Genomic DNA, 22930 nt, shown 5'->3' with positions numbered 1-22930 from the left:
CAATTCCGCGATTCCAGATTCTAGGACGGAGGCCTCCTTCTTTCCCGCAGGAGTGCCTTCAGGCAATCAGGTGCTTACACCAACATTGCCGACACTACCGTCGTTCCGAAGGATGTGCCTTGGGCAAGGTTCCAGATTCTTGCTCCCTGGGCAAAGATTTTCAATCTCGATTTCATCCGCAGGAACAATCTGAAGTTCGTTCCGCTTGTGCTTGGCGATGACGACCATTTCGTGACGGTTGCCTACTCCTATGCAAACAAGGTCGCAATCCTTCCGTATGCCGGCTACAACTTCATCTGCAATACGGAGAGCATCACAAATACGAAGCACAAGGGCCTGCGCAGGGATATCGAGCTCACTGAGCTGCTCGATCGCATCGATGCTGATGTCCACAAGCACGACGAGCTGCTGAATCTGCACTATCTGAAGCTCGGTGTCTACTACATGCTTCACTCAGGCCGCCTTGCCACGAAAGAGCGCTTCATGGAAGAGCATGCCAAGCTCATCAATTGGTACAAGCAGCACAATGTGCCTCTCAGATACCCGGTGACCAGCATCGCCACTTCCGATCCCCTCAAGATACGCCTTGCTGTCAAGGGCTATGTCATCCTGACCAAGCTACATCTTATGGGCGTCTTTGCAAGCTTCTACTGCAAGGGTGTCGTAAAAGAATAGCTCTCTGGAGACAGATGCGAGAAATGCAGCCCTCTTGGCGATATCGCCAGGGGGCTGCATGCTTCTGCTGCAGATATGCTATCTGACTCTATGCCTTCAGCTTCTTGTTGTGGAAGAGCCGGAAGAGGGACATCGCAGCCCCCGCCAGAGAGGCGATGATCACGACGTAGTTGATGCCCTGCATATCGAAGGCTGCTTCCAGAGGAATCATGGTTGCAAGCGTGATGATGAGCGCTGCTGCAGCACTGATGAACGCGCCCTTGATATCACGGCAAAGGACAAGGACGTCAGACAGGTAATAGAGTAGCGCCAGGGCGCTTGTGCTGATGAGGACGTTCGTGAAGAGATAGGTATAGCCTTCGACCTTCTGCCCATAGACAAGATTCAGGAGCGGAGGGCCAATCAAGGACAGGAGCGCTACGCATGCAACTATGAGCACTGCCATAACGAGCAAGGTCTTCTTGAAGAAGGGGAGGAAAGACTCCTTCGGGGAGTCATTCCACTTCTCTGACAGAGGCACAAGAGCCGGAGCATAGAGATAGCGTGCCGCTGCCTGGATGAGAACAGCAGGAGTGGCTACGGCAGCATAGATGCCAAGGCGCTCGCTGCCATAGGCATTGGCGTAGTACTGGCGGGCAACCGAGACAATCATGCCGAGGAAGAGGATCTCGAGCACGATGGGGAGACACTCGACAAGCAGGTTCTTTGCCTGTTCTGCCTTGATGTTGGGGTGGATGTCATCGATGCGCCCTGCGTGAGGGATGTCATAGAAGATCGTTACGATGAGACCGGCGGGGAACATGGCAAGAATCGCGAGGACGATGTTCTGCGAGAAGTAGAGACTGAGCGAGAAAGCGAGAACGATGATGACACCGCGGATGAATTGGGAGATGCCGATATAGTCCATGCGCTCACCACGCTGGTCTACGCCGTAGAGGACATCGCAGAACGATTCATCGATCTTGAAGAGAAGATAGGCAAAGACGGCGATGAGAGTCAGACTGTCTGGAGAGACGGCTACAGAATAGATGCCGATGACAACAAGGCCGATGAGAAGGGTGATGAGCCTGAAGTCTACATAGTTTCTCTGGGGGTATTTCCCCCTGACATCCGATACCTGATAGGTCCGCATGCTGTAAGTGCCGATTGCCGAGAACATATTGCCAATGGTCATGGCAAACGACAGGATGCCAGAGTCGCTGTAGCCATTAGAGAGGATGACTACAAGGACCGTGGTAATCCATAGGCAGCCCTGATAAGTAAGGCTGCCTATAGTGTTGTAGAGCATGTTTTTCTTGATATCGAGAGGCTTTGGCTGGTTGTCCGCCATGGGCTACTACCACTTGATATCGATGCCGAAATGGCTGATGACAGCACTGTAGACAGAGAGGAAGGCAGGAAGGAGCCCGAGCTTGTAGAACCTCGAGACTGTCAGAAGCCTCTTGAATGTCTTGCCGTGGAGGCGTGCGTACTGACCATTGATGTAGGGGGAATCATGCCAGGTGGGGAAGTTCTCGTTCAGGAACTCTGTGCACTTCTGGATGGTTGCCCTAAGGTCGCAGTCAGGAGAGGCGGCAAGGCGGTAGTTGAACGAGATGCCGAGATGCAGGAAAGCAGCAGCATCGAGTGCCTCCTGCTTGCCCTTCGGAGCATGATGCGCGGTATAGCGCTCCTTGACCTCCTTGAAGGCCTCGTATGTCGGCTCGATCTGCTGGGGCTTTACCGTCTGGATGATGGAATCGGAGCGGACCATATAGTTCACAAGGGATTCCGGCACGAAGACGACTTCGCCATTCATCTCGAGATAGGCAAGCCAATGGAAGAGGAGGTCGTCGAGCACGGGAGGCTTTGTCGGCAGGTCTTCGAGGGACTTGAGCACGCTTGCACGGAAGATCTTGTTCCAAGGAGCGCCATTGAGCTCGAGGAGGCGTCCTGGATCCTGGCTGATCTTGAAGGGGCTGCGCTCGTCGCACATCTCGCGGGAGAGGACCTTGCCGGTTGCAAGGTCGGTTCTCGAGAAGCCGCAGACAGCGATATCTGCATCTGCACCCTTCGCTGCGTCATAGAGGTCCTGGAGGAAGTTCGGTTCTGCATAGTCATCGCTGTCGAGGAAGCCGATGTATTCGCCTCGGGCCTTTGCGATGCCGTCCCAGCGGCCACGCCAGACGCCTTCGTTCTTCTTGTCGATGATGACGATGCGATCGGGATAGCGGGACTGCCACTCCTTCAGGATATCGATGCAGTGGTCGGGAGAGCCATCGTTGATGAAGATGAGCTCATAGCTATCAAGCGTCTGCCCTACGAGCGAAGCGATGCATTTCGGGAGATACTTCTCCACCTTGTAGCAGGGAATGATGACGCTGACTTTCGGGCTTCCATTAATCATGGCAAATACTCCTGAACAGCGAAGGCAAAGGATTTAAATAGCATCAAACAATATTACAGAGACCGCACTGCAAAAGAAACGTGCAGGTGAAACAACTACAGAAGATATGCCTATACTGTTCTGCCAACAAGAAAGTGCTGCTATTGGCACCCCACTCGACTGCAGCGGATTGTTGTATCCCTTATCTGGAACCCGCTGAAAAGAACCAAGAATAGCATTCGATATAATATTTCCGACTTTACAGAGCCTGCTTTAAGCAATAGGGAACCAGATATCTCGATTGGAATAAGGGAAATGTACATCGGCTTTTTGCTTGCAATAGTATTTCTGTTTCTTCCTGGATGCGTGTTGGTGCAGGCGCTCAATATTAAAGTGCAGTTGCCGCTCGCAATCATCATGGCCCCAGTTGTGAGCGCGGCATATTATGGTCTGCTTGGCACGGCATATACCATAGCCGGCATTCAATCATCTCCAGCTACTCTGTTGGCTCCTATTGCGATTCTGCTTGCTGTCGAGCTTGTCCTGTATTTGAAGGACGGAAATCGTCGCGCTTTCATCAAGAAAGATGAAGCAGCGGCGATTGTATTATATGCAGCCGTCGGAGTTCTCATTGGCTGGTATGTATTTGTTCGCTCGCTCACGAGCCATAGCGGAATGGTTGAACAGTACGATGTGGTTTTCCACGCCAACCTTATTCGGAAGTTCATCGAAACCGGCAATTTCTCGTGCATTGGGGTAAATGTCGGGACGCTTGATGCTTCCTTCTATGGAAGTAGCGCCACTGGATTCTATCCGGCTGCGTGGCATGAAGTGGTGGCTCTGGTAGTGATATCTACTGGCATACCGCTGACCATGGCAATGAATGCAGTGAATTGGGTCTATTGCAGTGTGGTGTTCCCAGCCGGCATGCTGGGACTCTTTAAGGTCGTCTTCAAGGATGACAGACAGAAGATTTTAATTGGTTCGATAGCTCCCCTCGCCTTTACAGCTTTTCCATGGAGAGACTTGCTGTGGGGGCCCATCTTTCCGAATACGGCTTCTTTCTGCTGCATGCCGGCAGTAACTGTTGCCTTCATGCTTTTCTTTTCATCGGATGGCATTGCGATAGGCAAAGGGAAACTTCTTGCGGCAGGTGTCGTGGGAATTGCCGGGCTTGGCATGCTGCAGCCAAATGCCGTCTTTGCAGCTGCGGTCTTCGTTGTCTTCTACATAATGCATATCATGAACAGCCCAGAGAACGCCAATGGGCTGGCCATGCATTCCAGGGGGAAGAATCACGCCGCTCGCAATCGCAGGCTATTGTCGCTGCTGCTCTTTGTTGCCTGCATTGTAGTTTGGACGTTGCTGTATAGAAGTTCTTTCATGCATGGAGTAGTTTCCTACAGCGATTGGACTGCGTACACAACTGCAGTACAGGCTTTTGTAAATATCCTCACGCAGTCTTACATGATGGGGATGGGATATTACACATTTCCGCAGCTGTGTCTGGCGGCAGTTGTGTTGCTGGGCTTTGCTACAGCACTCCTGCGCAGAGAGACAAGGTGGCTTGCTGCGCCATACAGCTTTTTCTGCATCGCCTTCATCATCAACGTATCGACGGATGGCTTCCTCAAGCGCTATCTGACTGGATTCTGGTACTCGGATCCGAATCGCATAGCTGCAATCTGCGCAATCATGGCAATGCCATTTGCAGTGATTGGACTCTCGCTTCTGTACATGTGGGTACGAGCAATTATCGCCAGATATTCGGATGTGCCTGAGAAGCTGCATGGTGCTTTGCCTGCACTATGCGTCGCTGCAGTTTTTCTCCTGATGAATTACTATCCAAACTATATCAATCCTTCAGATGGCGCTGCTGTGACTACTGCTTTTGGCGAGATTCGCAGTCAATACGAGATTGCATATCAAAAGTTGTCACCGTATACGGAGTCCGAAGAAGCTTTCGCGCGGCAATGCCTGGAGATTCTTCCTCAAGATGCCCTTGTTATCAATAATCCGGGCGATGGCAGTGTCATTGCATATGGCTTTGATGGTCTTCATGTCATGTACGATGAGGTCGAAACGGGAGTGAATGCCTCGGCCGCTGCGGATTCTTCCGAAAGTCAGATTATCCGCAGCTCTCTCGTTGACATAGCAAACAATTCTGCGGTGAAAGAAGCTGTGGCCGATACGGGAGCCAAATACATCATTCTGCTTTCCAGGGACGATGGGGATACGTCGGCAACGAACAAATTTGTGGCTGATGAGTGGGCAGGAATCTCGTCTATAAATGATGAGACGCCAGGGTTCAAGCTGCTGCTGTCAGATGGCCAGATGCGCCTATATGAGATAGAGGAGTAGAGGAGGCAAAGCCGGTACTGGCTTTGCCTGGCTCAATCTGGCAATCGGACATGTATGCATCAATCCTGAAGATATTGAAACGGCAGCATCCTGTGGCATAGAATACCCTGAGGTCTGCATTGTCAAAGACGCAATGGCGTGCCCATAAATGCTTCCATGGAATAGCTTCATGCCATAAGGAGAATGTCTTGAAAATCCTTGCTATCATTCCCGCCTACAACGAAGAGGAATGTCTGGCAAATACTGTTTCAGAGCTCACATCCGTCTGTCCAGATATCGATTATCTGGTCGTGAACGATGGCTCGCATGATCGGACGCCTGAGATATGCGATGAGCTGCATCTGAACCACATCGATATACCGGTCAACTGCGGTCTTACATCAGGCGTCAAGGCAGGCATGAAGTATGCCTACCGCCACGACTACGATGCCGCCGTACAGTTCGATGCCGATGGACAGCATATGCCTGAATACATCAGCAAGATGGCTGATGCCATGCAGGAGCAGAATGCTGACATTGTCATCGCTTCCCGCAATCTTGCGGGTGGTGGCGCGGTTGGTGCCCGTGGTACTGGTGCCAAGCTCATCACAGCGCTCATCAAGCATGCAACGAAGCAGACTATTACAGATCCAACCTCCGGCATGCGCATGTATGACCGCAAGATGATCGAGATTTTTACACGTGATTTCGATATCTCTCCTGAGCCGGATACCATCTCCCTGTTTATCAGGAAGGGTGCCAAGGTCATCGAGATTCCCGCCGAGATGCGTGAGCGCCAAGGCGGAACCAGCTATCTCAGGTACTTCAGTGCCATCTCCTACATGGCGCGCACCTGCCTGTCCCTGCTGCTCTTCCAATGGTTTAGATAGGATTGCCTGATATGTCTCCTGTATTGCGTGTCGTGCTTATAGTCGGATCGCTCCTTGCTCTCTGGGTTGTTATCAACCGTGTGCGCAAGAAGAAGATTCGCATTGCAGACTCCGTCTATTGGGTCGTCTGCGCTGTACTCATGATTCTCTTCGCAGTCTTTCCGGGCATTGCATTCTTCTTTGCCGGCCTTCTGGGCTTCCTTTCGCCAAGCAACTTTGTCTTCTGCATGATCATCGTCCTCATGCTTGTGAAGCTCTTCAACATGGCCTGCGATATCTCCAAGCTGACTGACAAGGTAGAGCAGCTGGCACAGGAACTCGCCCTTCATGAGAAAGAGAATGAAGACAAGGGAATGTAGAAGCGGCTGTTTGATGCAAAGAAGAGAAGGCCTCGGATCCGTCTGATCTGAGGCCTTCTGCTTATCCTGTGTCTGCCTCTGTGCTAGTCGATGCCGAGATAGCCTTTCCAGAAGTCAATGGAGGTCAGATAATCCTTTGCGCCTTGGTATTCCTTTCTGAGCCTGTCCTTGTTCTGGTTGTAGTACTTGAGGTCATTCTGGTAGCGGCTCCAGATCTGCTTTGCCCTATCGGCATTCTTGTGGCGGATGATGCCTTTCTTGTTGTAGTTGTCGATAGCGATGAGCGTATCGGCACCGAAGAGCTTGCCTTCCTGGTAGGACCAGCCTACGCCGTGGATGACGGGCACGGAGTTCGTGAATGGCTTCAGATTGCCCCAGAGCTGGCCATTGAGCGACTTGCGCTCGAGCGCACGGAGCGCCACATTCTCGACGCGGCCGACGTTTGCCTTCTTCATCGGGATATCGTCGGTGATTGCGTTGGGGGAAAGGTCGTAGATATCGACCTTGCATTCCTTCAGTGCCTGCTCTCGCAGCTCGTCAAACGGAAGAAGCTTTTCCTTCTTCCTGTTTGCTGCCATGAAGGTCTTCTTGCCGATGCCCTTCTGAGCAATGAACTTCGGACCCTTGAAGAAGTCTTCGATGCCCTCGAGAACGAGCTCTGCGTCGTCGTAGTTGAACTTGCAGAGATCGATCATCATCTCATGGTCGATCTCCTTGAAGAAGTCCGTGAGAGGGGCGACGCCGGTCGTGAACTGTCCGATGAGGCCATTGCGGGTGACCTGGTATCTCTCGACTGCTGCGCTGTAGCGCATGAAGAAGACGAGATGCCAGACACAGATGCCGTTCATGGACATGAACCTTGGCTTGGCCCTGAGCGCGTATTCGGCATCATCGAAGCGCACGAAGAAGGGAAGTGGGAGGCCGATCCTCTTGATGGTGGAGACAGGAATGCAGCAGAACCACCAGCCAGCATAGCGCTGCTGGAGGTCTGCGAAGATTTCCCCTTCATAAGAGAATGTCTCGCAGGAAATGGCTTCGTTCAAGGCGCTGACACGCAGAGGCGGCTTGTCGGGCATATAGTTGCCCTTTACCGTCATGTGTCCTGTATCTTCCCAGTGCTGGTCCGGCTCGTCGTAGTTCATCATCGAGCCTGAGACGAACGCCTCGGAGTACTTGTCGTTCGTGATGGAAAGCAGGTTGAAGGTACGGATGATGCTCTCGGGGGAGACCTCCACATCGTCATCCATCAGAAGGATGTTCGTGACATCGCCCGATTCGAGAGCCTTGATCATGCCGAACGTGAAGCCGCCCGAGCCGCCGACATTGTCATTCGGGAAGACTGTGATGTTCTTCGAGCTCAGCTTCTCTGCATCGAGGGTGCGACCGTTGTCCACTACATACATACGGAAGTGCTTCGCGATGAGCTCGTCGGTCTCGACTATCTTCGTGCGGACAAGCTCGATATTGTGGGTGATGAAGTCTTCCTTCTTGAACGTTGTCGTCGAGAGCGCAAGCTCTATCGGACGTATGCTGCCATCGGGAACCTGGGCTGTGTAGTAGGAGTTCCTGAGTTCGACCTCTCCCTCGGCATCGATCACAAAGGAATCCATTACGTCGTTGTCGTGGAGCACGAATGGCATCTCGATGGTCTGCCACTCCTTGGAGGCTTCGATCGTCCTTGACGTATTGGGAAGCTTGTGAGAGTAATAGTCCAATGCATCAGTGCGGGTCTGCGTGATGGTGCAGGCTGCTCCTCTGAGCTCAAGGTGCAGTGTGAAGCCTTCGGCAACCGTGTACTCCCTCCACTTGTTGATGGAGAGTGCATTGAAGAAGGTCGTGAAATCGAAGGAGCCGGGACCTACGAGCCTCCAGGCGCCGCTCTCCTTATCGGAGGGGAAAATGGCCCTTGCAGAGCGGTAGTAGAGAAGTGGCGTTGTATAGAATTGCCGCGACTCATCGAGCAGAACATTGGCTATCTTGAAGTCTTTCATGGTCACCTCTGACTAGCAACGGGGAACAGCATTGCTATATGGCTGTTTCTGGCCTTGTTAGCATCAGGGACAAGTATACCGAGAAGCTACGGATTCGATTGTGCCGGACCGAGCAAAGAGATACTTTTCCACCGATGCACGGGCCAGGCAGAGCCGTCATCGCGAGATTTAAGCCAAACCGTCAGCGTGCCTCCAAGATAAGCTCTGACCAGAGTCTGCCACCCATCCTTCTGCAATCTATCCATGTGATGGCGGCTGAGAACCAAAATCAGTACCGCAGATAGAATTGATAAGGTCCTCGATTTTCATTTCCCTACAATCTACCTTAAACCGGAGTCCCTCGGGAAATGGAGGCTTCAATGTTGGACACTGCATCTGTACGGCATGTTCCGCTTCGTGGAAAGAGAAGGATAGGGAAGAGCCTCCTTGTGGCCTTGGCTGCAATGCTCTGTGTGCTTATGCTTACTGCATCACTGGCATGGGCAGAGAACTCCAGCATTACCGGCGTCTTTCTGGGCAATGGCTTCACGGTATATACGCAGGGAACGGTAGATCAGACGTCAGTCCCTGATGAGGGCCTGGCTGCTGTTGTCAAATGGCGTCAGGATGCGCTGAACGACACGAGCATCAAGCTGAAGTCAGGCTCTACCTACGTGACAGTGAAGGACTACCTTTCACAGAACAACATCAGCGAGTCGGACTACCTGAATCCCAAATGGTCGAATGCACTCGAGCGCATTGCGGTCCAGCGCGTGGTCGAGAACAGGGATGCCAGCCATTTCCACATTCGCCTGAATGGAGATGATTGCTGGTCTGCTACCTACAATGGCCATCAGTCGTGGGGCGAGGTCATTGCATAGGGTGGAAGCGACATTTCCTCCTTCGTTGATATATGGGCAGGAGAGAAGGGCGAGTACATCAAGGAGGTCAATGGCCAGACACATGGAGTGACTGGACATTACTATTTCCTCATCAATCCCGCCAACAAGGAATACGGGTTCGGAGTATGTGGCGAAGCGGCAGCAGGCGAGGCCGCTCAGGAAGGTTCCCTTACAAACGATTCGGCCCACTTCAATCTCAAAGGGACTTACGAGTTTCCAGTAGCAGTATCCGATGATGTGTTGAACAAGGGCGTGAATGCGAATGTGCCCTCGACGATGAAAGTGGGGGACTCTTTCACTCCGACCGCTACGCTGGTCTTTACGACGAGAGAATGGCCATCGGGTACGGATACCTATCAGATCCATGGCACCTGGACTTCGTCTGACTCCTCGGTGCTTACTGTGGCGTCTGATGGCACGGTGACAGCGGCAGGCGCGGGCACAGCAACATTGACGCTGACCTCTCAGGGCAAGACCTGGCAGTATACGGTCCAGGTCAAGCAGGTCCAGAGCATCGCTGGCGCGACAGTGTCTCCCATTGCAGACCAGTCCTATACCGGTTCTGCCATCACGCCTTCTGTCGCTGTGACCTTGAATGGGACGACACTTGCAAAGGATACGGACTACACCGTCTCCTATAGCAATAACGTAGACCCAGGCACTGCTACGGTCACCATCACAGGCATAGGCGACTATGACGGTACGATTGCCAAGAGCTTCACCATCTGCGGAGATATCGCTCAGGCTCAGATTGGCACTATTGCCGACCAGTCCTATACCGGCTCTGAGGTCAAGCCTGCTCCCACGGTCACATTCGCAGGCAAGACGCTCGTGCAGGGCACGGACTACACCGTTGTCTACGCAAACAATGTCTATCCAGGAACTGCTTCGGTCACTGTCACAGGCATCGGCTGCTACAAAGGCACAGCCACCAAGAGCTTCAGCATCACTGCCGACATCTCGAAGCTTCAGGTGGATGACATTCCCGAACAGCTCTATACCGGTTCCGAGATCAAGCCTTCAGTCACGGTGACTGCAGGCGGAAGGGCTCTGACAGAGGACACAGACTACACCGTCACGTACTCCAGAAATCTCAGGCCAGGCACCGCCACGGTCAGTATTGCGGGCAAGGGCAGCTATACCGGTGCAGTCAGCAAGGACTTCCATATCTACGGCGATATCTCGGGTGCCAAGATTGGCAGCATTCCGGACCAGGTATACACCGGCTCTCCGGTCACTCCGGATTTCATGGTGGAATTTGCGAGCTGGAGACTCGTGCCAAACTATGACTACACCGTCTCCTACACCAACAACGTCGATCCGGGTACCGCGACCGTCACCTTGACTGGCAAGGGAGACTATAAAGGCACTGTCTCGACGACATTCCGCATCCGTACTGACATTTCAAAGTCACAGGTCAGTGACATTCCCGACCAGATCTACACCGGCTCTCCGATCACTCCCGACGTTACGGTGACTGCGGGCGGAAAGACGCTGAAAAAGGACACGGACTATACGGTCTCATATGAGGACAACGTCTATAGGGGACTGGCTACGGTCAGGATTACGGGCATTGGCCGCTATACTGGCACGGCCATAAAGGACTTCCACATCTGCAGTGACATCTCGGGCGCCAAGATCGGCGACATCTCTGACCAGTCCTATACCGGCTCCTCGATCACGCCGGCCATCGTGGTGACGCTTGCAGGCGAGACGCTTGTGCAGGATACAGACTACACCGTCTCCTATGCCAACAACGTCAATCCAGGCTTTGCGACAGTCACGATTGCTGGCAAGGGAAGCTATGCCGGAACAGCCACCAAGACCTTCCATATCATCGGAAAGATCGGCTATCCCTACGTAGAGATGACATGGATCAATGACCAGACCTATACGGGCTCGCCGATCACTCCTCCTGTCTCGGTGAAGTTTGAGGGCAAGACGCTCGTGCGGGGGACAGACTACACGCTCTCTTACATAGACACTGTTGGTCCGGGTACCGCATCGGCTGTCATTACCGGCATCGGCGACTATACGGGAATCTACTTCATAAACTACGGCATCTATGCCGACATTTCCGAGGTCAAGATCGACGATATCCCTGACCAGCCTTATAAGGGCGAAGCCGTGACTCCGGCTGTCACGGTGCGAATCGATGGCAAGGTGCTCACCCAGGGTCCGGACTACAAGGTCTCCTATGAAGACAATGACCATGAGGGCGCGGCCAAGGTGACCGTCACCGGCTGCGGCGTGAAGTTCCGCGGCTCCACGAGCAAGACGTTCAGGATTGCCGTATCTCCCGTCCCGATGTACCGCCTCTACAACCCATGGTCCGGAGAGCATCTCTTCACGCAGAACAAGTCTGAGGCGGACAGCCTTGTCAGGCTCGGCTGGAGGGATGAGGGCATCGCCTGGAAGTCCCCATCCTGGTCGGAGAGCCCGGTCTACCGCCTCTACAACCCCTACAGCGGAGACCACTTCTATACCATGGATGTGGATGAATACAACTATCTCGGCTCCATCGGCTGGAACCAGGAAGGCATCTCGTTCTACTCGGCAAGCAAGGAGACCGGCAGGCCCATCTACCGCCTCTTCAACAGGTGGCTCACGCAGGGCACGCATCTCTTCACGACCAGCAGGAGCGAGTACACGCAGCTCGGCGCGATCGGCTGGAGCCAGGAGGGAATAGCGTTCTATTCTCTGTAGGCCTCCGATCCATATCTGGCTGGATGCAGCCTGGTCCGATCAGTCGGACCAGGCTGCTTCTGTAGAGGAAGAAAGATTCCGGGCTCGAGGATGCTATCCGCCAGTCCGGCATTTCTGCTATCTGCTGCAATGACCGCAGATGGAATTGGATGATTCGTTCCGCTTGCGTTTTCCTACAATCTGAATCAGGCCCAGTGTCCATGGAAAATGGAGGCTTCTATGTTGGGAAATGCATGTGTGGGGCATGGCGCGCCCCAAAGCAGAAAACAGATGGGAAGGCGTGCATTGGCAGTCCTGGCATCTTTTGCTATGGCATTCTGCATGATGGCAGCTGCTCCCTCTCCTGCTCTTGCTGAAGAATCGACCGGCTTGGGCGATGCTGCAAAGGTACAGGCCACGACCGCTCAGAACATCTCGAGAGGAGATGTGGTGCCTATTGCAGACCAGGAGTATACCGGCTCTGCCATCACGCCTGCCGTCACCGTGAGCGTAGGCGGAAAGACGCTGAAGCAGGGCACGGACTATACGGTCACATACACCGACAACGTCGATCCGGGCACTGCTACGGCTACTGTCGCGGGCATTGGCAGCTATTCAGGCACGGTCACCACAAGCTTCTGCATCTACGGAGATATCTCCAAGGCAGATATCGACAACATCCCGGACCAGTCCTTCACGGGTGTGCCTGTAATGCCGGACTTTGCGGTGAAGTTTGCGGGAAAGACGCTTGTGCTCAATAGGGACTACACTGTCTCCTTCGAGAACAATGATGGAGAAGGCACAGCCACTGTCACCATCACCGGCAATGGCAAGGAATTCCGTGGCTCTGTGACCAAGACCTTCAAGATCGTCATCCTCTCTGTCCCAATGTATCGTCTCTACAACCCGTGGTCTGGCGAGCACCTGTTTACTCTGAACAAGGACGAGGTGGACAATCTTACGGGCATCGGCTGGAAGTATGAGGGAATTGCCTGGCAGTCTCCGGCCTGGTCGCTTGACAAGGTCTACCGCCTGTACAATCCCTACAGCGGCGACCACTTCTACACACGAAGCCTGGTTGAGTATGAGCGTCTTGGCTTCATTGGCTGGAACAAGGAAGGCATAGCGTTCTGCTCGGCAAGCAGCGTGACTGGCAAGCCCATCTACCGCCTCTTCAACAAGTGGCTCACGCAGGGCACGCATCTCTTCACGACCGACTACAACGAGTATGCATATCTGAGCAGCATTGGCTGGAACAGGGAAGGCATAGCGTTTTATAGCCTGTAAGGCTCTAGCACAGTTTCGCGTAAGTGCAGCTTGGTCCGGACAATCGGGCCAGGCTGCTTTGCTATGCCGGCGAGGTCTGTTAAGCGACATATCCTGCGAATCATCGGCTGGTACTTGCCGCCTCCGTCCGTCGTCCTATGATGCAGAGCCGCAGATAAAGTTGCACAACACCCTTTGCTTTCATCTCCCTACAATTCGCCTTAAGGCAAAGTAATCATCGGGAATGGAGGCTCTTATGTTCGGTGCCATATATGCGCAGGATGGCTGGCCCCGCAGCAGAAAGCGGATCAAGAAAGGAATGCTTGCTACCTTCGTGTCGTTGGCAGCGGCGCTTTTCGTGCTTCTTCTCACTGCATCTCCAGCACAGGCGACAGATTCGAGTATCACTGGCGTTGCCCTGGACGGTGACTTCGTCGTATATACCGAGGGAACGGTCGACCAGACGTCTGTTCCCGATGATGGACTGGCTGGCGTCATCAAGTGGCGTCAGGATGCATTGAACGACACGAATGTCAAGCTGCAGTACGGCAATACCTATGTCACGGTGAGGGAATACCTTGCAAAGATAGGTGTCAGCGAGTCAGACTACCTGAATCCCAAATGGTCGAACGCGCTTGAGCGCATAGCAGTTCAGCGTGCAATCGAGAACAGAGATTACAGCCGTATCCATATACGCCTTACCGGCGGCAGCTGCTGGACCGCAACTTATAACGGCTATTCGTCGAATCATGAGGTCCTTGCGTGGGCTGCCGATGTCAGTGGCGCCATAACCATGTGGTCATGGGAGAAGGACGATTACATCAAGGAGGTCAATGGCCAACCGCATGGGGTGACCGGGCATTATCTCTTCCTTATCGACCCGCAATACAAGGAGTATGGCTTCGCCCGCCTGTCTCGGAACGCAGGCGGGCGAAGCAGCTTCCTATTCCCTGTCTAACGATCCAACGCACTTCAACCTCAAGGGCACCTTCGAGTTCCCTGTCGGAGTCTCGAACGTCGAGGTGAACGAGGGCGTCAACATGAACTTCCCCACGACGATGGATGTCGGCTATACGTTTACGCCGACCGCAACGCTCAAGTTCACAACGGCCGATCAGGGTATTGTTGCCGGTGTCGATACCTACCAGATCCATGGCACATGGACTTCATCTGACTCGTCGGTGCTCTCTGTCGCTTCCGATGGCACTGTCAGGGCAGTGGGTGCTGGAACAGCCACGCTGACTCTGGCTTCCCAGGGCAGGACTTGGACACAAACGGTCCAGGTCACACGGACCCAGAAGATCTCGAGCGAAGATGTGGCGCGCATTGATAACCAGAAATATACCGGCTCTGCCGTCACGCCTGCAGTGAAGGTGACCGTAGGCGGCAAGACGCTGACTCAGGGTACCGACTATACGGTCTCCTATGCCAACAATATCGAGATGGGCGAAGCGACGGTCGTGATCACGGGCATCGGCAGCTATAAGGGTACCGTCAAGACGTACTTCACCATCTACGGAGACTTCACGAAGGTGCAGATTGACGATATCCCCGATCAGCTGTATGCCGGCAAGGCTGTGACGCCGAGTGTCACAGTGAGGTTTGCGGGAAAGGTCCTTGTGGCTGGCAGGGATTATGACCTCGATTATTACGACAACAACGAAGTGGGCTACGGCAAAGTGCTTCTCACCGGCAATGGAAACTACTCCGGTTCCGTGGAGGCGCAATTCAGGATCACCGTCTCCTCTGTCCCCATGTACCGCCTCTACAACCCGTGGTCCGGAGAGCATCTCTTTACCCTGAGCAAGGACGAGATGAACAGCCTCAGCAGCATCGGCTGGAGGTACGAAGGCATTGCCTGGCAGTCACCCTCTTGGTCGGAGAGCCCGGTCTATCGCCTCTACAATCCCTACAGCGGCGACCACTTCTACACAGGCAGCTGGTCCGAGTACGAGCATCTTGGCTCTATCGGCTGGAACCAAGAAGGCGTTGCGTTCTACTCGGCGACCGGCACAGGCCGCAAGCCAATCTACCGCCTCTTCAACAGGTGGCTGACCCAGGGCACGCATCTCTTCACGACCAGCAAGAGCGAGTACACGCAGCTCGGCGCAATTGGCTGGAACCAGGAAGGCGTTGCCTTCTATTCCCTGTAGCGCTCTGGTCCGATCTTGAATGAAGACAGCCTGGTCCTATTGATGGGATCAGGCTGTCTCTGTAATGGCGTTGCAGCAGCGTTATGCGTACAGGTTCCCTCTTTGATGGGCCTGACAATAAAGCTGCCCCAGATAGGAATCAGTGTCACCTGTCTGGGGGCAGTGTCATGAAATACAGCCAAGCACTACTTTGTGCTGCTGTTGCTGTTGTTCGCGAAGTCATCGGGCGAAAGGTTCTCCACGAACTTGTGGAACTCCTCCATCTCGTGCTCTTCCTCTTCCTTCTCAACGCCCTTGAAGTCAGGGTAGGACGCTGTCGTCAAGACGTCACTTCTTGCGTAGATGGGAGCGCCGGTGCGCACTGCAAGAGCGATAGCATCGGAAGGCCTCGAATCGATGAAGATGGCCTCTCCATCCTCCTTCTCGATCCTCAGCTGGGCGAAGAAGGTCGTGCCGGAGACGGCGCTGATGATGACGGAATCGAGATGGGCGCCAAGGGACTCGATTACATTGTTCAGAAGGTCGTGCGTCATGGGCCTATCTGTCGTGCGATGGGAGTCGTTTACGCCCATGCCGATGGCCATGGCCTCCACAGGGCCGATCTTGATTGGCAGCTGTGCGTCATGAGGAGCCTCTTCAGGAATGCGGGGCTTCAGGACCAGAAGCGATGCCACAGGGCCTCCGCCTACCACGATCGTCTGTATGTCCATCTGTATCAATGCCATGCTACCAGCCTCGTTCATATGCTTCTTTGCGTGCATATGGTACCCGTCTCAACGCTTTTGCCAAGAGGGAACGGGAAAACTGCTGAATGTCGTTTGTTGGCGTGTCTGTCAAAGTGCAGGGACCGCCTCTGCCATGGCAGCGAAAGGGGATATAAAGCAACATTCCAGCGGCGTTGCGCCGCCAAAGCGGCTTCACCAGAATAGAGAAGGGCATGATGTCGCCAGGAAGATACAGTGCCATACGGCCGCCCAAAACGTCCGATGAACGAACAATGCGCCCCATGGACGTCCCAACCCGTCCGATGGACGCCCAAAACGTCCGATGAACGAACAACCCGTCCCATGAACGAACAACGCACCCTATGGACGAACGGCCTGCACTGAAGACACCTGGAGCATCCATCCGACGCACAGGCTTTCGGATATGCGGGGGTGGGGTCATTTGGGGTATCCAATGAGGCTCCTCTACGCCCATGCCTGCACGCAATTTCTCGCAGGATGTCTCCTCCCGAGCATCTTTATGCAGCATATCTGCAGGTAGAAGACCTGCTACAAACTTTCTCGACTTTTCTCAAAATAGTTGTTGACGAGAAGGGGGGATGAGCATAATATATTTTCTCGCGTTGGGCCCGTAGCTCAGTTGGTCAGAGCGTCCGGCTGATAACCGGGAGGTCACAAGTTCGAACCTTGTCGGGCCCACCACTTCCTTCGCGAATAGTCGCCCCAACGCTAGCCGAGTCGCCGTTGGGGCGGTTATTATTCGGGGACGTAGCTCAGCTGGGAGAGCGCGGGCTTTGCAAGCCTGAGGTCGTGGGTTCGATCCCCATCGTCTCCACCATGAATTCTGCGAGCCAGGACATCATGTCCTGGCTTCATTCATATCTAGGGGCTGCATACAAGAAGCGCCACCGGAGCCGCTGTTCCGATGGCGCTTCGTCTCTGTGTAGGGTCTCGCAATCAGATGCCGATGGTATAGAGGGCATGGAAGTAGCCGTCTGGCTCTGCCATGAGCTCGTCGAAGGTGCCGGACTCGCATACCTTTCCGTCCTTGAGCACTATGATGCCGCCAAAGCCTCTGAGAAGCCCCGCATCGAGCCTGTGTGTCACCATGACTCTCGTCGTCCCAGAAAGGCTCAAGACCGCTCTCGTGACCTGGTCTGCAGTCTTCTGGTCCAAGGCAGAGGTCGCCTCATCGAAGAGAAGCGTACGCGCTCCATGGAGCAATGCCCTTGCTATGCAGACACGCTGGCGCTCGCCACCCGAGAGGTTCGCGCCTTCCTCGCCGCATGCGTAGTCGAGGCCATGCGCTGCCACGAAGTCTTTGAGCCCCGCCTGTTCTATGGCAGAGGAGAGAGCTTCTGCGTCTGCATCTCCGAACATCGTGATGTTGTCCTTCAGGCTGGCATCGAAGAGGAAGGTCTTCTGGCTCACGAGCGACTCGGTCCCATAGAGGGAATCGAGGCTGACGTCGTGGAGCTCGGATCCATCGAATGTGACCTTTCCCTCATAATCCCTGCGTGCGCCCATGAGAAGGGAGAGGAGGGTGGATTTGCCCGAACCCGAAGCACCGACCACGGCGTAGCATTTCCCGGCCTCAAACTCGGCCGTGATGCCTCTGAGGACAGGATTTCCTTCCTCATAGGCAAAGGAGACATCCTGAAGCTCGATATCCTGCGTATGCTCCGGTGCAAGCAGGAGCGTCCCTTCCTCTGCCTTTGCATGCCCGAGCTCGGAGGCCAGCTTTCCTGCAAGCGCAACGGAGGCCTTCCGGGCGGCAAAGATGGAAGGAAGCTCGGCAATGGGGATGCGGATGTAGTTCATGAGCTGTGTCACCATCATGATGCCGCCGATCGTGATGGCATGCTCTGAGACGCAGAGCCAGGCACCGAAGAAGAGGACTGTGATCTGCGAGATGGAGCCTGCGGCTTCTGCGATGACGGAGATGCCCTTCTCGCAGCGGCGCTTCGCCTGCTTGGCATCCTCGAGCTCCGTATTGGAGGCGAGGAAGCGCCTCTCTGCAGGCCCTTCTGCCTTGAAGCTCTTGATCTGGGCAAACCCTGCGATTATGTCATGCACTGCGGCGACGAAGCGCCCCATCTTGTCCGAGACGGCCTGCTGGTGGGGAGCCAGGCGCTTGCCGGATACGACAGAGACCCAAAGCGACAGCAGGGCGCAGACGATGGCCCAGGTGGCCAGAGGCACGCTCTCCACGAAGAGCAGGATCACGGCAGAGAGGAACATCGGGATGTCTCTTGCCAGGGTCTCTATCTTCTCGAGGTAGGTCGTCTCGATCGTCGTGATGTCGTTCGTGAAGGCAGATTCGTAGACAGAGGCACCTCCCTGATCGAAGGCGCCGATGCCCTTGTCGAGGAGCTTTGCGAAGGCATGCATCCGGTAGTTCGTGACAGCACGCCTCAGGAATGCGGGCGTGGCCTCCCTGAGGAGGAGGCAGATCGCTGCCTCGAAGACGATTGCGAAGGCTGCGAGTGCGGCTGAGAACCTCAAGCCCTCTATGGAAGCGGTGGCGATAGCGTCGAGGATGAGCTTCACGACCCAGGAGAAGAAGCTTCCCAAGAGTCCTTCGAGGATGCAGAGGATGGTGACAGCGGCAAGGAGCAGACGGTTGTGCTCGAGTATGGATGCCCAGAGCTCATCTTCGAGCCTGCTGCCTGCCGCAGAGGCTGCATGTTTCATGGCTATGCCTTTCTGATGAGAGCGAAGGGAATCTGGCTAATCGATCCAGATGCGGACGCGGTCTCCGCCATCTTCCACATCGACGAGCGTGCCTGCCTCGGAGAAGTCCAGGGCGGAGGCGGCGCTCGAAAGGTCGACGCCGAGGCCTTCAAGGCCAGAGATGCTCGAGATGCCGCTCTTGAGGAATCCCTTTGCCAGGAAGAGCGGGATATTGAGGTTCACGACCTCGTCTGAATCGTCACCGTCGATGCACTGGATGTGCATGGTCTTGGGTCCCTTGCCAGATGTCTTCATCTCGCTGTCCTCAACTTTGTCCCTGCCGGAGAGGATGAGGGAGATGGGATGCTTGTGCTTCTTCGGGACAGCCTGGACTTCCACATGCTGGGGATCCTCTTCGGATGATGCCTCTTCTGGAGCAGACTCTGCCTGGGCTTCCTCCTTCTCTTCCTCTGCCGGCTTGGCAGGAGCTGTCTTGGAAGGGGTAGTGCTGGCGCCAAGGAGCTCATCTGTCGTCGTGCCGAGGAATGTTGCCAGAGGCACAAGCAGGCTGATATCGGGATAGTTCTGGTCATGTTCCCACTTGCTCACAGCCTGGGCGCTCACGCCCATCTCGCGTGCAAGCTTCTCCTGTGTCATGCCCCGCTCGATGCGCAGCCTTGCGATGCGCCTTCCCATGGTCTCTTTTGCGTCCATCGTTCTCTCCCTGCATGAAGGCCTGAGATTTCATCATCAGGCCGGATGAATGGTCTTTCGGGCGACGTCCTTTACGCTTTCCATTCTGCCCGCCTGGGGAGGCGAAACAATGACGGAAGAGTTGAGATGGGTGGAGATGTACTCAACTGCGTCTCAACTCCAGGTTGAATCTGCAGGTCAGAGGCTTGATATGCCGAATCTTCCGCATATCGGTGAATGCTGCATGCGGCAGGGGATGCCCTTGTGCCGCATGCAATCGCACAGCAGTTCCAGGGGCTCTGATAGAATGGGGCTCGGCAGCGCCGGCTCGGGTGGAACAAGGCTGGTGTCTTGAATGAGAGCAGGCCGAATGGCTTAGAATCCCCTTGCTCCTGGGGCCGCAGCGCTGCCAATAGATCTTTTAGTGACCCTGCGCTCCTCTTGAATGCTCCAAGGCATGCATAAATGGCCTTTCGAGGCGGCGTTCCAAAGCATATTGCGCATGTTTGTTCTTATGCGTGCTACCAGTTTCTGCAAAGCGGTAGTACCCTTAAGAGTGTTCCGGATTCCCTCTGAGAGGCTAGATCCAGGCAGACGAGCTTATGCGCAAGGAGGCACTGAGGCCTTGAATCCCGCTATTGTCATCCCCTCATACTGGGCTGCAGATGACAGGCCCCGCTCTATCGGCGAGGTGGGCACCTATGACCATGCAACGCCGGTTGGAAAGCCCATGCCCGAGCTCGAGACATGCCTGGAATCGCTCGAGAAGGTGCGAGGGGTCCTGCGTGTCATCGTCCTTCTTGTTGCAGAGCCGGAATGCGAGGAGTCGGCGCGCGCCCGCGTTACGGCCATCTGCCGCACGCATCCGAACCTCTCTCCTGTCATCGTAGGCGAGCCTGAAGCCCAGCACATCGAGGATACGGTGAATGCGATCGCGCCCGATGTGGAGGGAGACCCCGTGGCGCTCCGGGGCTATGGCGCCATCAGGAACATGGGCCTTGCGGTCGCAGCCGTCCTGGGGCATGACATCGTGGTCTTTCTCGACGACGACGAAGTGGCGCTCGACGAGAACTTCCTGATCGATGCGGTATATGGCCTGGGGAACGTGAACCGCCAGGACATTGCGATCGACGCGAAGAGCGGCTTTTTCATCGACCGTGCCGATTCCTGCTTTGCAGACGAGGACCATCCCCGCTGGTCTGACCGCTACTGGGCAAAGAGGAGCGAGTTCAACCAGTGGATGCGCGCTGCCCAGCAGGCAACGAGGATATCGCGCTCGAACTATGTCTGCGGCGGCTGCTTTGCCGTGCATGCGAATGCGTTCACGCAGGTGGGATTCGACCCCTATATCACGCGCGGCGAGGATATGGACTACCTCATCAACATGCGCATGCATGGACGCGAGGTGTGGTTCGACAACCAGTGGTACGTGCGGCATCTGCCGCCCGAGATCCCTTCCCATGCCTCGAGGTTCCTCCAGGATGTCTACAGGTGGACCTATGAGTACGAGAAGGTGCGCTTCACGAACACGCAGCACGACCTGCGCGTGATCACGAGGCAGTCTCTCGAGCCCTATCCAGCCCCCTGGCTTTCCCGTGAGGTCTTCGACCGCATCAGGAAGACGTCCTTCCGGCGTGCTCTTGCCGAGCCTGAGCACCTTGCGTATCTGCGCATATGGCTCAAGGGCAGGAAGGATGCCCAGAGGTGGGCAAAAGACCATGCGAAGACCTACCTCGAGTTCCAGACCTTCTGGCCGAGGATCATGGCATCGCTCTGGGATGATGAGGACCTCGCAGAGAAGGTCCTGGCAACAGGCACTCCAGCATCAAGGAAGGACAGGCAGGATGGACGAACGGAACACTAGCAGGCGCTTCGTCCTTCTCTTCATCCTGATCCTCCTCCTTGTCGCCATCACCCTCATGATCGTCCTGGGCTGGGGCATCACGATCCAGAGCACCGTGGCGACAGGCCTGGTGGGCGCCGCCCTCGCTATCGTCGTGGTGCTGGCAAGCCTTTCCTTCGTCTATCCGGATACCCTGCGTTCGCGCGCGACCGAGCGTACCCTGCGCGTTGCCTCGAATACCTTGGACCACATGCGCTATGGCCTCATGCCGGACTCCTGCCAGGCCGTCTGCAAGCTGCTGCTCCCGGAGACGGCCGCCCAGGCCATCTCCATGTGCGACACGAAGAAGGTCCTGGCCTATGTCGGCGAGGATGCCGCAGCCTACCCGTCGGGAAGCGAGAATTCGGTCCGCGTCGCCGAGACCCTGAAGTCGGGGAGACTCCAGACCTTCCAGTACACGCGCACCGAGATCCGCCGGCTCGAGGAGGAGGGGCGCATCAAGGAGGGCGAGGTCCTTCCTGCCGGCGTCATTGCCCCTCTCGTCGTGCAGGGAAAGACGGTAGGCGCCATCACGTTCTACTACCGCTACGGCAGGACGATCGACCGCACGCAGATCGCGATTGCCCGAGGACTTGCAAACCTCCTCTCGACGCAGCTCACGTCCTATGAGCTGGATCTTCAGGCAGAGCTTACGGCACGTGCCGAGGTCAAGGCCCTCCAGGCACAGATCAACCCGCACTTCCTCTTCAATACGCTCAATACGATCGCCTCGCTCATCAGGACCGACCCTGCAAAGGCCCGTGTGCTGCTGCGCGACTTCGCGGCCTTCTACCGCCAGACGCTCGAAGGATCCGAGCAGATGCTGCCGCTTTCCCGCGAGCTCGAGCAGACGAGGCGCTACCTCACGTTCGAGCATGCCCGCTTCGGCGAGGACCGCATCGTCGAGACCGAGCATATCGAGCCAGGACTCGAGCGCATGCTTGTCCCTTCCTTCATCATCCAGCCCATCGTCGAGAATGCCGTCCGCCACGCTATGCGCGACGAGGGGGCGCTCCACATCGATGTGCACGCCGTGAGGGATGGAGACGATGTCTTGATCGCTGTCACGGACGACGGTGTCGGAATGGATCCGGAGACCCTCCAGAAGCTTACGGAGACGGTCGAGAAGCCGCATACGATAGAGCACGGGCCATCTTCCAAGGGGACTGGCATCGCGCTCCACAATGTGGCAGAGCGCATCAAGCGCTTCTATGGAGCCGATTCGGGTATAGAGATTGTGAGCAAGGTCGACCAGGGCACCCAGATAGCGCTGAGGCTTGGGGGAGCTGCAGCGATGCTGGAATCATGACAGGGGAGCGCCCGGAATGAAAGATGCATAATGCATGACCTGC

The 22930-nt window shown here is 55.4% G+C and carries 17 protein-coding genes and 2 tRNA genes; 13 read left to right on the top strand and 6 right to left on the bottom strand.

All coding sequences use genetic code 11. The features are described from left to right. The first annotated feature begins 114 nt into the window (after positions 1–114). Positions 115–675 (top strand): hypothetical protein, encoded by a 561-nt coding sequence (locus tag ABVS03_RS05825; RefSeq protein ID WP_368018406.1) that lies wholly within the window; start codon positions 115–117, stop codon positions 673–675. An 88-nt stretch (positions 676–763) separates the two neighbouring features. On the opposite strand, the gene ABVS03_RS05820 is transcribed toward ABVS03_RS05825, so the two are convergent. Both ABVS03_RS05820 and ABVS03_RS05815 read right to left on the bottom strand, forming a co-directional pair. After that, the gene (locus tag ABVS03_RS05820) at positions 764–2005 is read right to left on the bottom strand and encodes a lipopolysaccharide biosynthesis protein (protein WP_368018405.1); all 1242 of its coding nucleotides are present in this window, start codon (positions 2003–2005) and stop codon (positions 764–766) included. Positions 2006–2011: 6 nt separating this feature from the next. Then, complete coding sequence (locus tag ABVS03_RS05815) at positions 2012–3061, bottom strand: glycosyltransferase family 2 protein (RefSeq protein WP_368018404.1); 1050 nt, start codon at positions 3059–3061, stop codon at positions 2012–2014. Between the two features lie 294 nt (positions 3062–3355). Between ABVS03_RS05815 and ABVS03_RS05810 the strand changes: the two genes are divergently transcribed. The 3 genes from ABVS03_RS05810 (at position 3356) to ABVS03_RS05800 (ending at position 6629) form a co-directional block, all read left to right on the top strand. Beyond that, positions 3356–5401, top strand: coding sequence for a DUF6541 family protein (locus ABVS03_RS05810; protein ID WP_368018403.1), 2046 nt, complete (start codon positions 3356–3358; stop codon positions 5399–5401). A 188-nt stretch (positions 5402–5589) separates the two neighbouring features. Next, on the top strand, positions 5590–6270 hold the full coding sequence (locus ABVS03_RS05805) for a glycosyltransferase family 2 protein (RefSeq protein ID WP_368018402.1): 681 nt from the start codon (positions 5590–5592) through the stop codon (positions 6268–6270). An 11-nt stretch (positions 6271–6281) separates the two neighbouring features. Continuing rightward, a complete protein-coding gene (locus tag ABVS03_RS05800) occupies positions 6282–6629 on the top strand; it encodes a DUF2304 domain-containing protein (RefSeq protein WP_368018401.1) in 348 nt (115 codons plus the stop codon). An 83-nt stretch (positions 6630–6712) separates the two neighbouring features. Here the strand turns inward: ABVS03_RS05800 and ABVS03_RS05795 are convergent, their stop codons facing one another. Beyond that, positions 6713–8620 (bottom strand): glycosyltransferase family 2 protein, encoded by a 1908-nt coding sequence (locus tag ABVS03_RS05795; RefSeq protein ID WP_368018400.1) that lies wholly within the window; start codon positions 8618–8620, stop codon positions 6713–6715. Between the two features lie 458 nt (positions 8621–9078). Here ABVS03_RS05795 and ABVS03_RS05790 point away from each other — a divergent pair, with 458 nt between their 5' ends. From ABVS03_RS05790 to ABVS03_RS05770, 5 genes are all read left to right on the top strand, one after another. Beyond that, positions 9079–9480: a hypothetical protein gene (locus ABVS03_RS05790; RefSeq protein ID WP_368018399.1), complete on the top strand. Its 402-nt coding sequence runs from the start codon at positions 9079–9081 to the stop codon at positions 9478–9480. 87 nt (positions 9481–9567) lie between these two features. Further along, the gene (locus ABVS03_RS05785; RefSeq protein ID WP_368018398.1) at positions 9568–12207 is read left to right on the top strand and encodes a hypothetical protein; all 2640 of its coding nucleotides are present in this window, start codon (positions 9568–9570) and stop codon (positions 12205–12207) included. Positions 12208–12492: 285 nt separating this feature from the next. After that, positions 12493–13473, top strand: a complete 981-nt coding sequence (locus tag ABVS03_RS05780) for a hypothetical protein (protein WP_368018397.1) — start codon at positions 12493–12495, stop codon at positions 13471–13473. Positions 13474–13708: 235 nt separating this feature from the next. Beyond that, positions 13709–14410, top strand: coding sequence for a CAP domain-containing protein (locus tag ABVS03_RS05775; RefSeq protein ID WP_368018396.1), 702 nt, complete (start codon positions 13709–13711; stop codon positions 14408–14410). Continuing rightward, complete coding sequence (locus tag ABVS03_RS05770; RefSeq protein ID WP_368018395.1) at positions 14349–15605, top strand: hypothetical protein; 1257 nt, start codon at positions 14349–14351, stop codon at positions 15603–15605. Before ABVS03_RS05775 ends, ABVS03_RS05770 begins: the two co-directional genes overlap by 62 nt. A 185-nt stretch (positions 15606–15790) precedes the next feature. Here the strand turns inward: ABVS03_RS05770 and ABVS03_RS05765 are convergent, their stop codons facing one another. Beyond that, positions 15791–16330: a bifunctional nuclease family protein gene (locus tag ABVS03_RS05765; protein ID WP_368018394.1), complete on the bottom strand. Its 540-nt coding sequence runs from the start codon at positions 16328–16330 to the stop codon at positions 15791–15793. Between the two features lie 625 nt (positions 16331–16955). Between ABVS03_RS05765 and ABVS03_RS05760 the strand changes: the two genes are divergently transcribed. Further along, positions 16956–17032: transfer RNA gene (locus tag ABVS03_RS05760), tRNA-Ile, on the top strand. A gap of 60 nt (positions 17033–17092) precedes the next feature. Next, a tRNA-Ala gene (locus ABVS03_RS05755) sits at positions 17093–17168 on the top strand. 119 nt (positions 17169–17287) lie between these two features. Here the strand turns inward: ABVS03_RS05755 and ABVS03_RS05750 are convergent. Together ABVS03_RS05750 and ABVS03_RS05745 are read right to left on the bottom strand one after the other, a co-directional pair. Further along, complete coding sequence (locus ABVS03_RS05750; protein ID WP_368018393.1) at positions 17288–19024, bottom strand: ABC transporter ATP-binding protein; 1737 nt, start codon at positions 19022–19024, stop codon at positions 17288–17290. A gap of 36 nt (positions 19025–19060) precedes the next feature. Continuing rightward, complete coding sequence (locus ABVS03_RS05745; protein ID WP_368018392.1) at positions 19061–19717, bottom strand: helix-turn-helix domain-containing protein; 657 nt, start codon at positions 19715–19717, stop codon at positions 19061–19063. A gap of 604 nt (positions 19718–20321) precedes the next feature. On the opposite strand from ABVS03_RS05745, the gene ABVS03_RS05740 reads away from it, so the two are divergent. Both ABVS03_RS05740 and ABVS03_RS05735 read left to right on the top strand, forming a co-directional pair. Continuing rightward, positions 20322–21560 carry a glycosyltransferase gene (locus tag ABVS03_RS05740; protein WP_368018391.1) on the top strand — a complete coding sequence of 413 codons (1239 nt, stop codon included), beginning with the start codon at positions 20322–20324 and terminating at the stop codon, positions 21558–21560. Continuing rightward, a complete protein-coding gene (locus ABVS03_RS05735) occupies positions 21541–22887 on the top strand; it encodes a sensor histidine kinase (protein ID WP_368018390.1) in 1347 nt (448 codons plus the stop codon). Before ABVS03_RS05740 ends, ABVS03_RS05735 begins: the two co-directional genes overlap by 20 nt. Positions 22888–22930: the final 43 nt, after the last annotated feature.

The sequence above is a fragment of the Olsenella sp. AGMB03486 genome (assembly GCF_040884255.1).
Lineage (GTDB): Bacteria > Actinomycetota > Coriobacteriia > Coriobacteriales > Atopobiaceae > Olsenella_L > Olsenella_L kribbiana.
The sequence above is the reverse complement of the archived record's forward strand: the minus strand, read 5'-3'. Positions and strand labels throughout refer to the sequence as shown.

Bases quoted from the DNA above. Each gene is read 5' to 3' on its own strand.
- ABVS03_RS05795 (WP_368018400.1), bottom strand. From the start codon at position 8,620: ATGAAAGACTTCAAGATAGCCAATGTTCTGCTCGATGAGTCGCGGCAA.
- ABVS03_RS05800 (WP_368018401.1), top strand. From the start codon at position 6,282: ATGTCTCCTGTATTGCGTGTCGTGCTTATAGTCGGATCGCTCCTTGCT.
- ABVS03_RS05775 (WP_368018396.1), top strand. From the start codon at position 13,709: ATGTTCGGTGCCATATATGCGCAGGATGGCTGGCCCCGCAGCAGAAAG.
- ABVS03_RS05790 (WP_368018399.1), top strand. From the start codon at position 9,079: ATGCTTACTGCATCACTGGCATGGGCAGAGAACTCCAGCATTACCGGC.
- ABVS03_RS05745 (WP_368018392.1), bottom strand. From the start codon at position 19,717: ATGGACGCAAAAGAGACCATGGGAAGGCGCATCGCAAGGCTGCGCATC.
- ABVS03_RS05820 (WP_368018405.1), bottom strand. From the start codon at position 2,005: ATGGCGGACAACCAGCCAAAGCCTCTCGATATCAAGAAAAACATGCTC.
- ABVS03_RS05770 (WP_368018395.1), top strand. From the start codon at position 14,349: ATGGCTTCGCCCGCCTGTCTCGGAACGCAGGCGGGCGAAGCAGCTTCC.
- ABVS03_RS05765 (WP_368018394.1), bottom strand. From the start codon at position 16,330: ATGGCATTGATACAGATGGACATACAGACGATCGTGGTAGGCGGAGGC.
- ABVS03_RS05750 (WP_368018393.1), bottom strand. From the start codon at position 19,024: ATGAAACATGCAGCCTCTGCGGCAGGCAGCAGGCTCGAAGATGAGCTC.
- ABVS03_RS05735 (WP_368018390.1), top strand. From the start codon at position 21,541: ATGGACGAACGGAACACTAGCAGGCGCTTCGTCCTTCTCTTCATCCTG.
- ABVS03_RS05810 (WP_368018403.1), top strand. From the start codon at position 3,356: ATGTACATCGGCTTTTTGCTTGCAATAGTATTTCTGTTTCTTCCTGGA.
- ABVS03_RS05815 (WP_368018404.1), bottom strand. From the start codon at position 3,061: ATGATTAATGGAAGCCCGAAAGTCAGCGTCATCATTCCCTGCTACAAG.